The organism is Mesorhizobium sp. WSM1386 (genome assembly GCF_055901595.1).
Window position 1 is genome coordinate 5,747,166 of record NZ_CM148373.1, and the last position, 14,338, is coordinate 5,761,503.

General features: G+C 63.1%; 14 protein-coding genes. 2 read left to right on the forward strand and 12 right to left on the reverse strand.

The window, feature by feature from the left end; all coding sequences use genetic code 11:
- Nucleotides 1–175: 175 nt before the first annotated feature.
- Nucleotides 176–1,504 carry a dicarboxylate/amino acid:cation symporter gene (locus AC0NIH_RS28175; RefSeq protein ID WP_023764778.1) on the forward strand — a complete coding sequence of 443 codons (1,329 nt, stop codon included), beginning with the start codon at nt 176–178 and terminating at the stop codon, nt 1,502–1,504.
- 120 nt (nt 1,505–1,624) lie between these two features.
- On the opposite strand, the gene AC0NIH_RS28180 is transcribed toward AC0NIH_RS28175, so the two are convergent.
- The 12 genes from AC0NIH_RS28180 to AC0NIH_RS28235 all read right to left on the reverse strand — a co-directional run bounded on the left by AC0NIH_RS28180 (nt 1,625) and on the right by AC0NIH_RS28235 (nt 13,241).
- On the reverse strand, nt 1,625–2,644 hold the full coding sequence (locus AC0NIH_RS28180; protein WP_473464217.1) for an ROK family protein: 1,020 nt from the start codon (nt 2,642–2,644) through the stop codon (nt 1,625–1,627).
- Complete coding sequence (locus AC0NIH_RS28185; protein WP_473464214.1) at nt 2,641–3,363, reverse strand: ribulose-phosphate 3-epimerase; 723 nt, start codon at nt 3,361–3,363, stop codon at nt 2,641–2,643. Before AC0NIH_RS28185 ends, AC0NIH_RS28180 begins: the two co-directional genes overlap by 4 nt.
- Entirely contained in the window at nt 3,360–4,193 is an 834-nt protein-coding gene (locus AC0NIH_RS28190) for an alpha/beta fold hydrolase (RefSeq protein WP_473464211.1), read from the reverse strand. Before AC0NIH_RS28190 ends, AC0NIH_RS28185 begins: the two co-directional genes overlap by 4 nt.
- Nucleotides 4,193–5,011, reverse strand: a complete 819-nt coding sequence (locus tag AC0NIH_RS28195; protein ID WP_473464209.1) for a sugar phosphate isomerase/epimerase family protein — start codon at nt 5,009–5,011, stop codon at nt 4,193–4,195. The genes AC0NIH_RS28190 and AC0NIH_RS28195 overlap by 1 nt, the downstream gene beginning before the upstream one ends.
- Nucleotides 5,011–6,087, reverse strand: a complete 1,077-nt coding sequence (locus AC0NIH_RS28200; RefSeq protein WP_473464205.1) for a Gfo/Idh/MocA family protein — start codon at nt 6,085–6,087, stop codon at nt 5,011–5,013. The genes AC0NIH_RS28195 and AC0NIH_RS28200 overlap by 1 nt, the downstream gene beginning before the upstream one ends.
- Before the next feature lie 11 nt (nt 6,088–6,098).
- Entirely contained in the window at nt 6,099–6,920 is an 822-nt protein-coding gene (locus tag AC0NIH_RS28205; RefSeq protein WP_473464202.1) for a sugar phosphate isomerase/epimerase family protein, read from the reverse strand.
- Nucleotides 6,921–7,018: 98 nt separating this feature from the next.
- Nucleotides 7,019–7,861, reverse strand: coding sequence for a carbohydrate ABC transporter permease (locus AC0NIH_RS28210; RefSeq protein ID WP_473464200.1), 843 nt, complete (start codon nt 7,859–7,861; stop codon nt 7,019–7,021).
- Nucleotides 7,862–7,866: 5 nt separating this feature from the next.
- Nucleotides 7,867–8,763 (reverse strand): carbohydrate ABC transporter permease, encoded by an 897-nt coding sequence (locus tag AC0NIH_RS28215; protein WP_337122668.1) that lies wholly within the window; start codon nt 8,761–8,763, stop codon nt 7,867–7,869.
- A gap of 133 nt (nt 8,764–8,896) precedes the next feature.
- Complete coding sequence (locus tag AC0NIH_RS28220; RefSeq protein ID WP_473464196.1) at nt 8,897–10,144, reverse strand: ABC transporter substrate-binding protein; 1,248 nt, start codon at nt 10,142–10,144, stop codon at nt 8,897–8,899.
- 107 nt (nt 10,145–10,251) lie between these two features.
- Nucleotides 10,252–11,397: an ABC transporter ATP-binding protein gene (locus AC0NIH_RS28225; protein ID WP_473464194.1), complete on the reverse strand. Its 1,146-nt coding sequence runs from the start codon at nt 11,395–11,397 to the stop codon at nt 10,252–10,254.
- An 89-nt stretch (nt 11,398–11,486) separates the two neighbouring features.
- The gene (locus AC0NIH_RS28230) at nt 11,487–12,437 is read right to left on the reverse strand and encodes a PfkB family carbohydrate kinase (protein WP_473464191.1); all 951 of its coding nucleotides are present in this window, start codon (nt 12,435–12,437) and stop codon (nt 11,487–11,489) included.
- 3 nt (nt 12,438–12,440) lie between these two features.
- Entirely contained in the window at nt 12,441–13,241 is an 801-nt protein-coding gene (locus tag AC0NIH_RS28235) for a beta/alpha barrel domain-containing protein (RefSeq protein WP_023756676.1), read from the reverse strand.
- A 162-nt stretch (nt 13,242–13,403) separates the two neighbouring features.
- Here AC0NIH_RS28235 and AC0NIH_RS28240 point away from each other — a divergent pair, with 162 nt between their 5' ends.
- Nucleotides 13,404–14,165: a DeoR/GlpR family DNA-binding transcription regulator gene (locus AC0NIH_RS28240; protein WP_023764767.1), complete on the forward strand. Its 762-nt coding sequence runs from the start codon at nt 13,404–13,406 to the stop codon at nt 14,163–14,165.
- Nucleotides 14,166–14,338: the final 173 nt, after the last annotated feature.

Below are 14,338 nucleotides of genomic sequence, written 5' to 3' on the forward strand. Positions count from 1 at the left end.
ATCCGCACAGGTAATTGCCGCATGGCTGCGAACAACGCTGGAAATCCGGGGTTTCCGGGCTTTCCGCGATCTGGCACGGCGCTTGCAAAACTCTCTCCAGCGGCGTGCGACCGGAGCGCCGCGATGGGAGAAGTCACGCAGGGCGGGTTCCGTCCATCCGGCCAGGGAGAGTTCGATGCACATCGCAGATCAATCGGGCGCGCCTGCCGCGCAGCGCAAGCCCCTTTATGCCCAACTCTACGTACAGGTTCTGGTGGCGATCACCGTCGGCATCCTGCTCGGCCACTACTATCCGTCGATCGGCGAGAGCATGAAGCCGCTCGGCGACGCCTTCATCAAGCTGGTCAAGATGATCATCGCCCCGGTCATCTTCCTGACGGTCGCGACCGGCATCGCCGGCATGAGCGACCTGCAGAAGGTCGGCCGCGTCGCCGGCAAGGCGATGCTCTATTTCCTCACCTTCTCGACGCTGGCGCTGATCATCGGCCTTGTCGTGGCCAATGTCGTGCAGCCGGGCGCCGGCTTCAACATCGACCCGGCGACGCTCGATGCCTCGACCGTCAGCACCTATGCCGCCAAGGCGCATGACCAGTCGGTCACCGGCTTCCTGATGAACATCATCCCCGGCACGATCGTCGGCGCCTTCGCCGATGGCGACATATTGCAGGTGCTGTTCTTCTCGGTGCTGTTCGGCATCGCGCTGGCGCTCGTTGGCGACCGCGGCGCACCGGTGCTCAACTTCCTGCAAGCGCTGATGGCGCCGATGTTCAAGCTGGTCAGCGTGCTCATGAAGGCAGCCCCGATCGGCGCGTTCGGCGCCATGGCCTTCACCATCGGCAAATATGGCATCGGCTCGGTCATCAATCTCGCCATGTTGGTCGGCACCTTCTACGCGACGTCGCTGCTGTTCGTGTTCGTCGTGCTGGGTGCCGTCTGCCGCTACAACGGGTTTTCCATCCTGTCCTTGATCCGCTACATCAAGGAAGAGCTGCTTCTGGTGCTCGGCACCTCCTCGTCGGAGGCCGCGCTCCCCTCGCTGATGGAAAAGATGGAAAAGGCCGGCGCCAAGCGCTCGGTGGTCGGGCTGGTCATTCCGACCGGCTATTCCTTCAACCTCGACGGCACCAACATCTACATGACGCTTGCCGCGCTGTTCATCGCCCAGGCGACGAACATCCATCTGTCGATCGGCGACCAGATCCTGCTGCTGCTGGTGGCGATGCTTTCCTCGAAGGGCGCCGCCGGCATCACCGGGGCGGGCTTCATCACGCTGGCCGCGACGCTTTCGGTGGTGCCTTCGGTGCCGGTCGCCGGCATGGCGCTGATCCTCGGCGTCGACCGCTTCATGTCGGAGTGCCGGGCGCTGACCAATTTCGTCGGCAACGCCGTCGCCACGCTGGTGGTCGCGCGCTGGGAAGGCGAACTCGACGAGGCCAAGCTGGCGAGAGCATTGGCTGGAACAGCCGACGACAGCCTGCCGGCGGATATCGTTCCCGCCGAGTAATCCGAACGGCGCATCACAATGCAAATGGCCGGAGGCAGCGATGCCTCCGGCCATTTTTTCATGCGCTGACAACGTCAGGCGGTTTTGCCATGCGGAGCGAGCGCGCCGCGCAGCTTGAGCTCAGCCCTTGAAGTCCCTCCTGATGTCCGGATAAGTGCTTGGACCGACAGGCATGCGCGCCGCCAGGCTGCCATCATCGAACAGGACAAGGCTGGCCGCGCCAACCAGACCGGCGTGGCGGCCGAGCTGCGCCTCGACAACCGGCACCTCACGGTAGGCGCGCATGGCACGCTGCCGGATGGTCGCCTCGATCACAGGCGCCATCAGGTCGAGGCCATTGGCGATGCCGCCGCCGACAACCAGCACGTCGGGCGAATAGAGATGCAAGAGGTTGGTGAAGCCGATGCCCAGCCAGCGGGCCTCTTCCTCCAGCAGGGCCACAGCGAGATCGTCCTCCAGCCGTGCCGCCTCGACGACGTGGCGGCCCGTGACCTCGGCGTTGGCCGAAAGACGGCGCAGCGTCGAGCCATCGAACGCCGATGTCGCGGCATTGGCGCGGCGGCCAAGCGCCGTGCCCGAGGCAATGGCCTCGAAGCAGCCGACGACACCGCAGACGCAGCGTTCGCCCTCATTGGTGATGGTCATGTGGCCGATCTCGGCGGCAAGGCCGCGACGTCCGTGCAGGATGCGCCCGTCGACCACGACGCCGCCACCGATGCCGGTCGAAACGGTGACGAAGACCAGCGAGCGTGCGCCGTGGCCGGCACCGAAGCGCCATTCGCCAAGTGCCGCCGCGTTGGCGTCGTTCTCCAGCCGCACCGGCAGGCCGAGCCGGCGCTCGAGGATGTCGGCCAGCGGCACGTCCTGCCAGCCGGCGAGCGTCGGCGGTCCGACCGCGATACCGGCCAGCGGATCGAGCGGCCCCGGCGCGCCGACGCCGACACCGACGACGGTAATCGCAGGCGCCTCGGCGTGAACGGTCGCGGCCAGCGCCTCGATCTGCCCGATCACCACGTCGGGACCGGCCTGTGCCTGCGTCGGCACGGCCGAGAAGGCCAGGATCTTGCCGTCACGGTCGACCAGCGCGGCACGAAGCTCGGTGCCGCCAAGATCGATCGCGAGGGCGGCTTCGGTGGTCATGCCGCAACCTTCAGCCCATGCAGCCAGCCAATGCGGCCGGCCAGATCCTTGTCACCAAAGGCGAGCGAACCCAGAACCACGGTCTCGGCGCCCGCGGCGCGCAACAGCGGCACGGTCTCGTGGCGAATGCCACCGTCGGCGGCAAGAACCACGGCTGCCTCACGGCCGGCCTCTGCCAGGATGGCACGGGCGGCGCGCAGCCGGTCGCAGGCTTTCTCAGACAGGCTCTGGCCCTTGACGCCGATTGCGGTGCCGAGCAGCGTGACGAAGGCGACCTCGGAGACGAAAGGCGCCACCGCCTCGACCGGTGTCTCCAGCCGGAGCACCACGCCGGCTTCAGCGCCGAGTTCACGCGCCAGCCGCACGGCGCGCAACCCCGCCTCGCCGTTTTCGGCGTGGACGCTGATCATGTCGGCGCCGGCCTCGACGAACTGGCGCGTCTGCGCCTCCACGATCCGATCATCGACCATCAGATGGACATGGATGGGTTTCGCCGTCAGCTTGGCGATGCGGGCGACGAGATCGGGAAAGAACAGGAAAGATGGCGCGAAATGACCATCCGCCACATCGACATGGTGAAGGTCGACATAGGGTTCGATCCGCCTGAGATCGCTCTCGATATTGACGAGGTCCGCGGACCACGACGAGAATTCCGCAATCATGCGGTCGCGCGGCAGTGCGGCGATGGCGGCCGGGCCAGAGAGTGGTTTCGAGATCATGATGGGTCCTGGTTGTTGAAATTCATGTCGAGAAAGCCGCCGATGGCGGCACGGATCTCAGCGAAATGGCGGTCCTTGTCGGTCGCCTTTGGTGTCACTTCGGCGAAGACCGCGTTGGGGATGGTTTCAGCGAGCTCGCGTGCGGTCGCCAAGGGATGGACGAGATCGAGGCCGCAGCCGATGACGAGCGTCGGGATGGCAAGCGCGCCCGCGGCAGCCCGCGAGACGCCGGGCCCGTCGGCTGCGATCGCCTGCATCACCTCGGCAAAGACGGTGGCATTTTCACGCTCGAAGAAGCCGAGCAGCGAGGCGAGATTATCCGGCGCCTCGCTGCGAAAGCGGGCCGCAGTCGCGGAGGCTGCGAAGGCGTCGCGCGCCTTATCGAGCGGACGGTCGTGGATGAGTTGCGCCACCTCCGCGTAAGGACGCATGTTCCGTGGCGCCGCGTCGAAGGTCCAGGCAGGCCGCACCAGCACCAAACCGATGACACGCTCGGGGTGGCGAGAAGCCAGGTGCAGCGCCATCGCCGCGCCCATCGAGATGCCGCCGGCGACGAAACGGTCGAGCCCGGCCGCATCGGCGGCAGCCAGCACGTCGTCGGCGAACATCGCTATCGAGAATGGGCGCTTGCTGCCGGCGCCGGAATCGCCATGGGCGCGGCACTCGACTGTCAGCCGGCGGTGGAACGGGCCGTCGGGAAAATTCTGCGCCACCTGCTCTTCATTGCCACCAAGTCCATGCTGGAAGCTAACGGGAAGCCTGCCCTGCCCTATATCGAAAACACGAAGCGCGGCATCGTTGCGAAGCATGATCGTCGGCGCCGCGCTCATCAAAGCAGCCCGCGCAGGAAGGCGGCGACGCCGGGGGCCTCGTCGGCGGACAGCCCGTGGGTGACAAGCGCCCCGTCGAAGCCCACGGCCTTAAGACGCGCGATGAAATCCGGGAAATCGACGATGCCTTGCCCAACTGTGGCAAAGCGGCCGTCACCATGCCGGTCCTTGGCGTGCGCCATGGCGATGTGGCCCGTCGCCTCATCGATCGCGGCGGCGACGACGGTACGCGCTTCGTCCGGGCTCGCGTGTTCGAACAGGTTCGCCGGATCGAGCACGATCTTCAGACGCCTGGAGCCCATGTCGGCGATCATCCGTGTTGCATCCATGGCCGAGGTGACGATGTTGGCCTGTTCCGGCTCGATGCCGAGATCGACGCCGGCAGTCTCGGCCAGCGCCAGCGCCTTCGCCATCTCGGCGGCCATGTCTGACCAGGCGGCAGGCGTCGCATTGTCCGGATGATACGCCCATTGATCGGCGGCGTTGCGCGAGCCGGTGCAGAGCGTCACCAGTGGAATGCCGAGGGCGGCGGCCGTCTCGATGACGACGGCAAGACGGCGAAGACCGTCGTCGCGCACAGCCTTGTCGGGATGCGACATGTTGTAGGTGCCCGAGAGAGCAGCGAGCGCAACGCCTGACGTTTGCGCGCCGACCCGGATGGTCGCAACAGCATCCGCCGGCACGGCATCGGGCATCGACGGCAGGCCGGCGCAGGCGAGATTGAACTGCGTCGTCTCATAGCCCGCTTGCCGTACCGCCGTTAGCACGGCGGCCGGCTCGGTGGCCGCAAACGTCTTGGCGAAAATGCCGAGACGCATCAGACCGCACCCGAAACCGAGGCGAGCTCGACCCGTTCGCCAGTTTCCACCGAGCGGGCAATGGCGACCATGGCGCGGATCGAGGCGATGCCGTCGTCGACATTGGCGCCACGCATCGGGGCACCATTCAGCACCGTGTCGGCGAGGCCTTCCAGCTGGCGGCGGAAGAAATGGCCGTCGGCGCCAAGCGGCTTTCGCGAGGTCGCGTCCTTTTCGTGGAAAATGTCGACCTCGCTGGCCCGGAAATACCAGGGGTTGAATGTCTTGGCGATGACCGAACCGTTCTCGCCATAGAGCTGGAAGCCCTCGTGCCAGTCCATGCGCACGGCGACGGTGAGGTCGAGATGGCCGAGCGCGCCGCTGGCGAACTCGGTTTCGACGAACCAGCAATAGGCGCCGAAGCGTTCGTTGAGGCGGGCGCGGACCGCCGTGATCTCGCCGCAAAGGAAACGGGCCGTGTCGACGAGATGCGAGCCATGCGCCAGCATGAAATATTGCCTGAGATCAGCCTTTGGATTGCCCGCCGGTTTCTTCGCCAGCTTGCTGGTGACCGGCAGCGGCTGAATGGCGTCGGTGTTGGTGTAGCGATGGGTGGAATCGCAGTACCAGGCCTTCAGCGCCAGCACCTCGCCCATCTCGTCGCGGACGAAGTCGCGCGCAGCCTCCAGCGCCGGGTCGAAGCGCTTCATGTGCCCGACCTGCAGAACCTTGCCCGAGCGCCTGACCGCCTGCGCCAGTGCCTCGCCTTCCTCGACCGAGGTACCGATCGGCTTTTCGCAGAGAACATGCTTGCCGGCGTCGAGCGCCTTGATCGACATCGGCACGTGATAGGCATCCGACGTGGCGACGATCACCGCTTCCAGTTCGGTATCGGCGAGCATGGCGTCATAGTCGGCATAGATCTTTTGCGGCTCGTAGGTGGCGCCCATGCGGGCGAGCAGATCGGGGGCCGCGTCGCAGATGGCGTAGAGGTCGGCATTTCCGGCCTTCACGCAGGATTGCAGATGCGCGAACTGCGCGATGGGGCCGCAGCCGAGCACACCGACCCTGAGGCGTCTGTCTTGTTTCTTGATCATCGTCTCGTTCTTCAGGCGCCGTAGCCGCGCATTGTTTGTCGGTTGGTCTTGACCGCGCCGGCGGGATCGGCGGCGGCGGTGTCGGATTCCTCTTCGAGCACCAGCCAGCCGTTGAAGCGCGGCGCGGTGCCGGCAATCTCGATCACTTGGGCGGTGTCGCAGACGCCCTTGCCGAGCATTGCCCAGGTGCCATTGGCGTCGACGTCCTTCAAATGGATGTAGCGGATGCGGTCGCGGTAGGTGCGCAGCGTGTCGGCCATGTCCTTGTGGCCACGCAGGATGTGGCCGGTATCGGGCACCCAGCCGACCAGATCGGGGTCGAGAAGCGCGAAGATCGTGTCGTAGTCGGCGCGATCGAACAGCAGCGTGTTGTGGTGCGAACTCGGATGCACCGCGACCTGGACGCCGGCCTTGCGTCCAAGTTCGCCGGCCTTGTTGTAGACTTCGGCGGCGATGGCGAACTTGTCGCCGCGCGGACCGTCGGACACGACGGTCGCCGACCCCATCGACACCAGGGCGTTCGGAAGGGCGGCGGCGAAATCGATCCAGCGTTTGGCAGTTTCGAGATCGGCGCCGATCTTCTCCTTCAACGTAAAGCCACTGTCCGAGCCGAAGGCGAAGGAGACCAGCGTCAGCCCGGACGCATTCAGCGCGGCGGCGAACTCCGACGGCCGATCCGCGTAGTGGCCGATCATGGTGTCGGTGATCTCGATACCGGCATAGCCGCCATCGGCGATCGCCTTCAGCAGATCGTCGGGACCGTCGGTGAACCGGTCTCCCAGCATTTCCCAGGTGAAGGTCTGGCAGCCGACTTTGAGGTCTTTCACGTTCATCCTTTCATTCCTTGATATTCCTGATGCGCCTTGCGTCAGCCGTTCGACGCTGTGGCGCGGATACGCGGGCCCCGCTCCTTCTCCTTGGGATGGACATCCTACTTGACCGAGCCCGTGGTCATGCCGGCGAGGAAGTACCTCTGGGCAACGAGGTAGATAAGCAAGAGCGGGAGCGAGCCGAGCACGCTCATCGCCATCATCTGGTTCCATTCGAAGGCGTGCTGGCCCATCAACAGCTGGATGCCGATCGGGACGGTGCGCATGGACGTCGACTTCGTCAGCGTCAGCGCAAAGAGAAATTCGTTCCAGCACAACAGGAAGGTGTAGACCGACGTCGCCACGATACCAGGCAGTGAAATCGGGACGATCACCCGCCAAAGCGCTGTCCAACTGGTGCCGCCATCGACGGCCACGGCTTCATCGAGATCGCGGGGCAAGGTGTTCAGATATCCCGTCATCAGCAGGATCGCGTACGGCAGCGTAAACACCAGGTAAGTCAGGATCAGTGCGACGTAGGTATCGAAGATACCGTATGAGACGACAAGCCCGAAGAAGGGGATCAAAAGTGTGATCGGCGGAATCGTCTGCGTGCTGATGATGATTGTGTTCAGGCTGCCCTTGCCGCGGAAGTTGAAGCGGCTGAACCCGTAGGCAGCCAGCAAGGCGATCAGCACCGTCAGCACGGTCACCGCTCCCGCCACGAAATAGCTGTTGAAGAAGAAGCGCAGTTTCACCGGGTCGCCAAGGATGGCTGCATAGGCTTCCAGGGTGAAGGCCTTTGGCAGGATGGTTGGCGGCAGGGCAAAGATTTCGGTATTCGATTTGAACGAACTGCTCAGCATCCAGTAGATCGGGAATGCCGCGAAAAAGAGCCCCGCTGCAAGCGCTGCATGGAGCGCGACGGTGATCAGCCTGTCTTTCGGCGTATGCCTTTTCCTCATGGTGACTACCGAGCCTTTTGATAGCGGATGTAGAACAGCGTCAGGCCGAGAGAGATCAACAAGATGACCACAGCGCTCGCCGAAGCCTGCGACAGGTTGTAGCTCGAAAACGCCAGCTTGTACGTGTAGGTGCTGAGGACCTCGGTCGAGTAGATCGGGCCACCGCCCGTCGTTATCCAGATCAACGGGAAGACCTGCATGGTCCAGATGAAGTCGAGCAGCGAGATGCTGATGATGATCGGCATTAGCTGCGGGATCGTGATGAAGATCAGCTTCTGGTAGGCTTTCGCCCCGTCGATATCGGCCGCCTCGTAGAAATCCTTGGGAATGCCCTGCAGGCCCGCGAGCAGGCTGACCATGAAGAGCGGATAGCCCGCCCAGATATTGGCGAAGGTGACGGCGTGCAGCGCGGTCTCGGGCGAGGAAAACCATTCGACCTTGGAGCCGATGATGCCGATTTGCATGAGAATGCTGTTCACGACACCGTTCGGCTCAAGCAGGAGGCGCCAGATCACGGCGATGATCACCGCGGTGAACAGCCAGGGCAGTATGTAGAGCACGCGCAGGATATTGCGCAGCGTCGGATTGATGCGGTCGCTGTTCAGCATGAGCGCGAAGACCATGCCGATTGTCATGTGGAAAATGACACTCATGCATGTGAAGTAGAGCGTGTGCCACAGCGAAGCCCAGAACACCGGGTCGTCGAAGATCGCCTGGTAGTGTTTCAGTCCGGCAAAGGATGGGTCGCGACGCAGCACCGCGCTGTTCTGGAACGAGTAGGCAATCACCGTCACCATCGGCAGCAGCATCAGAAGCCCGATTATGAGCAGCGCGGGCGACAGATAGAGGTAGGGTGCGACCGCTCGTTTCAGCTTGTGGTGGGAGCGCTTTTGCCGGGTCATGTGCCAACCTTGGGATACGCCTTCAAGAGAAGGTGAGCTTCAAAAACAGGTCCATCTCAAATTGCCGATCGTTGTTGCCGGGTGGCCAGCCCGAAGTCAGGCCACCCGGTCGAAGCAACTGGGAACGGGCCGATCAGAATTTCGCCATCCAGCCCTGCTGAGCGGCGGCTGCGGCTTGTTCGGGAGACTGTTCGCCGGCCAGCATCTTCTGGGCTTGCACGTCGAACTGGGTCATCAGGTCTTCAGCCACCGGCAGGCCCGTGAACTCATTGGCGAGATAACCGGTCTTGAAGATTTCAAAAGCCTTGCCGAACGCCTTGTCCGAGGTCACGAAATCGGGCTTGGCGTTGACGTTGCCCGGGAAGGCGTTTGCAAGCGACACGAGCTTGGCGTTCACCTTTTCACTCATCAGATATTGGACGAGTTTCCAGGCTTCTTCCTGATGTTTCGACGAAGCCGAGATGCCGATGCCCCACGAGGCATAGGGAAGGCCGCGCTTGCCGGTATAGTTTTCCACGACCGGGACCGGGATGAGGTCGAAGTTCAGCTTCGGATTGCGCTTGCGGATGAGGTTCACATGCGCGAGCGAGTCGATCATCATCCCGACGCGGTCGTTGACGAACTCCTCGACCTTTTCCTGCTCGGTCTTGGTAGCGATGCCGGGCGAGATGGTGCCGGCGTCGTTGAGCGATTTGACGAAGGTGAGCATATCCACCACCGGCTTGCCCTCAAGGTCCGGCTTGCCGTTCGCCATCATCGACTGGCCGGAAGCCCAGACCCACGACATCATGTCGTTCTGGACGCCGGACGGCGTTTGCAGCGACAGGGGCAGCACCCAGCCATACTGGTTCTGGTCGGCGTGCGTCATCTTCTTGGCGGCTTCGAGAAACTCCGCACGGGTCGACGGCAGCTTGGTCACGCCGGCCTTGGCGGCGAGGTCCAAATTCACGAAGACCGGATAGACGAAGGAAGCTACGGGGAACATCACCGCCTTGCCGTCCACCTTGATGATGTCCGCGACTTGGGCTTTGTCGAACTTGCTCGCCTCCATCATCGGGTTCATGTCGGCCAGCGCGCCCTGCGCATTCAGATTGTTCACCCAGGCGCCGTCGAGACCGACGACGTCGCTGAGCGTTCCGGTTGCAGCGCCAACCGAGATCTGGTCTCGCGTGGTGGCGTAGGGGCCGCTGACCAGCGTCACCTTGATTCCGGGGTTTGCCGCCTCGAACTCATCCATGATTGACCTGAGCGAGCCAGCCGGCAATTCGGGCTCCCACCATTGGGTGAATTCCAGCGTCGTATCCGCCAAGGCGCCGGTTGCTCCAAGCAACCATGCGGCCGCGGCTATTTTCAGCATCGCGGGTTTTATGCGAAACATCATTTTCTCCTCCTTCTTTAGGATCGACCGCACAATGCGCCCGATCGTCTGGTTATTAAGAAGTCTCCTTATGCAGGTGCCTCACCCTCACCCGCGTCTGTCGCGTATATTCAGATCGCCAGATGCGTCTCGGGATCGAAGAAATGGAGCTTGGCGTCGTCCAGCGCCAACCTGATTTCCGCGCTGGAGCGGACTGTGCTGACCGGTTCGAATCTTGCCACCGCATTCGACGCCAGGCCGAAATCCTGCACCGCGTCAGGGTCGCCGGAGTCCACCCGGACCGCGTCGATGTTGAGATGGACGATATGTTCGGATCCGAGTTCTTCGATCGAGGTTACCCTTGCCGGTATCGTCTGATACTTGCGGCCGGATTCGAGGCTGCTGTCATAGAGATCCTCCGGTCGTATCCCGAACACGACCTTGCGACCCGCATACGACCTCAAGCCTGGCCTGCGCACGAAGGCTGCATCCTGCAGCCGGATGGCAAACGCGCCGGACGTCAGTCCGTCGCCCGTCAGGGTCGCCTCGAAAAGGTTCATCGAAGGGGATCCGATGAAGCCGGCAACGAAGGCGTTCACCGGCGATTCATAGAGCCTCTTGGGTGTGTCGACCTGCTGCAGCACGCCGCCTTTCAACACCGCGACCCTGTCACCCATCGTCATGGCTTCGGTCTGGTCGTGGGTCACATATATGGTCGTTACGCCGAGCTGCTTTTGCAAACTGGTGATCTCGGCGCGCATCTGGACACGCAGTTTCGCGTCCAGATTGGAAAGGGGTTCGTCCATGAGAAAGGCTGCCGGCTCGCGCACCATGGCGCGGCCCATGGCAACCCTTTGACGCTGTCCGCCTGAAAGGTTCGCGGGTTTGCTGTCCAGCAGAGATGTCAGTTGAAGGGTCTTGGCGATCTCGTCCACGCGCTTCTTGCGCTCGGCTTTCGGCTTGCCTGCCAGCCGCATCGAAAAGGCGATGTTTTCGGACACCGTCATATGCGGGTAGAGGGCGTAGCTCTGGAAGACCATCGCGATGTCGCGATCCTTGGGCGGCATGTCGACGACGTCTATTCCGCCGATCCGAAGGCTGCCGCTGGTGACGTCCTCCAACCCCGCGATCATCCGCAACGCGGTGGATTTGCCACAGCCGGACGGCCCGACGAGAATCAAGAACTCGCCGTCCTCGACCGACAGGTTCAATTGGTCGATTGCGTGAAAATTGTTCCCGTATGTCTTGCAGATATTCTCAAGAACGACTTCTGCCATATTCCTCCCTCCACAAGTCCAAGCCACTGATTCTTATGATGGTCCTCGGCTTATGTTCACCTGCGAAATCTTTCCTCGTATAATTCGGGCTATGTTCCGGTATCGAGCCGCGCGTAGGTCAGTTCGACCGCCGACGGCGCGTTCGTCGATGCCAGGAATTCCGTGACCTGGTCGGCGGTCGGAAGCGCTTCGCGCCCGCCCCGCCCCGTTATCGAAAGGGCCGCCGCCGCGGCCGCGAATGCAACCCGGCCCGCGGTGTCGGCCCCGCGCGTCAAGGCAAGGGCATAGGCGCCATGAAAGCAGTCGCCGGCACCGGTCGAGTCGACGACGGCAACCCGGTGCGGAGGCAGGTGCCAGAGCCCTGTCTCGTCGCGTCCGCGATAGAAGACGCCCCTGCCGCCATCCGTCAGAACCACGGCGGACCGCGACGGCAACCACAATGCATCGAGTATCTCGGCCGGCGACTGGAGGCCCGTGGCGGTCCGCGCAAAGCCGAGCGGAAGAATGAGATGGTCGCAGAGCCCGATCAGTGTGTCGGTGGCTGAGCCGTGGCTCCATTCGATATCGCCGAGGATCGCAAGGCCAAGATCGCGAGCCCGAGCCACGACATCCAGCGACCCAATCCCGTAACTATCGACGATCAGGACGGTCGCGCGGCTGAGGACCTCGTCCGGAAAATCCGTCGCGGTGCCCAGCATCGCTTCGTCGTCATACGCGATGAACCGCTCCCCATCCGAACCGACGGTGATCCGCGAACGCACCGGGCGCGCGTGCGGGTGGCGCGGCGCGAACGCGGTTTCAACGCCGCTTGCAACGAGGTCGCACAACACGGCGTCGTCGGCGGCATCGCTCAGCCATCCGACGAACCCGGCGGTGCCGCCAAGCCGCGCGACGGCGGCAAGTGCCGTCGCGACATTTCCCCCGAAAGCTCGGGCACTTTGCAGAACCTTCCCCTTGCCCGCCGACAACGGCTGATCGACATAGACGATGTCGTCGATCGCAATCGCTCCGAAGCCAAGGATTGAAGGGACGGTGGGCATTGTTCAGGCACCCGCCTTGGCCAAGGCGTCTTGCGCCGAAAGGCCGTCATGGATGACGCCCCGAAAGGCAATCGCGGCCTTTTCCGGATCGCCATGCCCCCAGAGATTGCGGCCCACCACGGCACCGCGCGCGCCGGCACGGATGGCGTCCGCCGTCTGCTGAAGGGCGCCGAGCAGCGTGTCGGTCTTCGGACCACCGGCGATCACAACCGGCACCGGGCAGGTCCGAACGGTCTCTCGAAACGACTCGAAATCGCCCGTGTAACCGATCTTGATCACATCGACGCCAGACTCGTAGCCGATGCGTGCCGCATAGGCGATCTCGTCGGGGGTGAAGACGATTTTTGCCCCGTCGGTGAAATCACGAGGGTAGATATGCGCCACCACCGGCATGCCGTAGCGGGCCGCAGCGTTCACCGAATCGGTCAGCCAGCGTATGTATTTGCCCTCGGTCGCGCCGCGCACCGGAATGGCCACGGCCAACGCATCGGCGCCGGCCCGCACCGCATCCTCAGGCGTTGCAATCAGTTCGCTGATGCGATCGTCCGGGGTGAAGCAGCCTGCCTGGATCACCAGGGAGGCCTTGCCCGCATATTGCGGCCACAAATGGCGCGCGGTGCCGGGCTGTATGCTGACATAGTCGGGTTTGCCCACCATGACGCGTGCAAGCGCGCCCGGCAGGTCGGCAAGACCTCCTTTGCGCACGTCGCCATAGCCGACGAAGTGGTCGACCGCGCCGCCAAAAAGATTGCCCGATGGATGTGAGAAGAGGCGCGCCAGGCGCACCTTGGTTCCGAGGCTCATGAGTCTAAAACTCTCCAATCGATTGGTTTCAAAATCCCGGATCCAGTGTTTGCGAAAGAAAAGATAAATGCAATCTTTCGAAAGCTTTCGAATTCGCGTATTTTTGGTAGAGTGAACCGAGGCCAGTGCGATCGCTTGGCGCATGGAGGCAAGGACAGGGCAATGTTGTCGGAGCAGAGACGCCAATCGATCCTGGGTGAAGTGCAACGCAGCGGACAGGTCCGCATCAAGGACCTGTCGGACGAATTTGGCGTGTCGGAAGTCACGGTGCGCTCCGACCTCGAGATACTGGACCGCAAGGGACTGCTGACCAAGACCCGTGGAGGGGCGGTGACCCGGACGACGGATTCGACCACGGCCGCGTTTGCCCGGCGGATGCAAACGAACCTCGATGCAAAGAAACGCATCGCCCGGGCAGCGGTAGACCTGTTCGAGGACAACCAATCGGTCATCTTCGACGGCGGCTCGACGTTGATGCAGGTTGCCATGCTGCTACCACCGCTCAGCAATGTCGTGGTCGCGGCCACGGCGATGAATATCGTGCAGCATCTGATGCATCGGCCCGGGCTCGACGTTCACATGATCGGTGGCCGGGTCTATCCGGACACGGTGAGCACGCTGATCACCGATGCCGACACCGCTCTCGGCGGCCTGGTGGCGCATCAAGTCCTTGTTGGAGCGCATGCGATTGACTCGTCACTGGATGTGGTCGACGTGAACGAAGACATGGCGCGAACGAAGCGAAACCTCGTGCGCATGGCCCGGCGCGTTGTGCTGCTTGCGGATTCGAGCAAATGGGGCGTCAGCGGAACCTCCAAAGCGTTTTCGCTGTCGAGCGTCGATGTCGTGATCACCGACGATGGCCTTTCCGACCCAATACGCAGCCAGCTTGATAGAACCGGAGCCAAGGTGATCTATGCCTGACCCCATCGCGGTCCCTGGCCGCGACGGAAACGTCCGATGCGCGCAAGCCCACGGGATCCGCATCGGCGGTCGGCCGTTTTTTCATGTCTGTCATTTCCTCCTCTTAGGGCTGGCAGCCTCCCAATGTCGCCAGCGTTTTCGCATGTTCTATAAAAATTTTACGCGCGTCAATA

Coding starts and splice junctions, on each gene's coding strand:
- AC0NIH_RS28175 (WP_023764778.1), top strand. CDS start 176: ATGCACATCGCAGATCAATCGGGCGCGCCTGCCGCGCAGCGCAAGCCC.
- AC0NIH_RS28180 (WP_473464217.1), bottom strand. CDS start 2,644: ATGACCACCGAAGCCGCCCTCGCGATCGATCTTGGCGGCACCGAGCTT.
- AC0NIH_RS28185 (WP_473464214.1), bottom strand. CDS start 3,363: ATGATCTCGAAACCACTCTCTGGCCCGGCCGCCATCGCCGCACTGCCG.
- AC0NIH_RS28190 (WP_473464211.1), bottom strand. CDS start 4,193: ATGAGCGCGGCGCCGACGATCATGCTTCGCAACGATGCCGCGCTTCGT.
- AC0NIH_RS28195 (WP_473464209.1), bottom strand. CDS start 5,011: ATGCGTCTCGGCATTTTCGCCAAGACGTTTGCGGCCACCGAGCCGGCC.
- AC0NIH_RS28200 (WP_473464205.1), bottom strand. CDS start 6,087: ATGATCAAGAAACAAGACAGACGCCTCAGGGTCGGTGTGCTCGGCTGC.
- AC0NIH_RS28205 (WP_473464202.1), bottom strand. CDS start 6,920: ATGAACGTGAAAGACCTCAAAGTCGGCTGCCAGACCTTCACCTGGGAA.
- AC0NIH_RS28210 (WP_473464200.1), bottom strand. CDS start 7,861: ATGAGGAAAAGGCATACGCCGAAAGACAGGCTGATCACCGTCGCGCTC.
- AC0NIH_RS28215 (WP_337122668.1), bottom strand. CDS start 8,763: ATGACCCGGCAAAAGCGCTCCCACCACAAGCTGAAACGAGCGGTCGCA.
- AC0NIH_RS28220 (WP_473464196.1), bottom strand. CDS start 10,144: ATGATGTTTCGCATAAAACCCGCGATGCTGAAAATAGCCGCGGCCGCA.
- AC0NIH_RS28225 (WP_473464194.1), bottom strand. CDS start 11,397: ATGGCAGAAGTCGTTCTTGAGAATATCTGCAAGACATACGGGAACAAT.
- AC0NIH_RS28230 (WP_473464191.1), bottom strand. CDS start 12,437: ATGCCCACCGTCCCTTCAATCCTTGGCTTCGGAGCGATTGCGATCGAC.
- AC0NIH_RS28235 (WP_023756676.1), bottom strand. CDS start 13,241: ATGAGCCTCGGAACCAAGGTGCGCCTGGCGCGCCTCTTCTCACATCCA.
- AC0NIH_RS28240 (WP_023764767.1), top strand. CDS start 13,404: ATGTTGTCGGAGCAGAGACGCCAATCGATCCTGGGTGAAGTGCAACGC.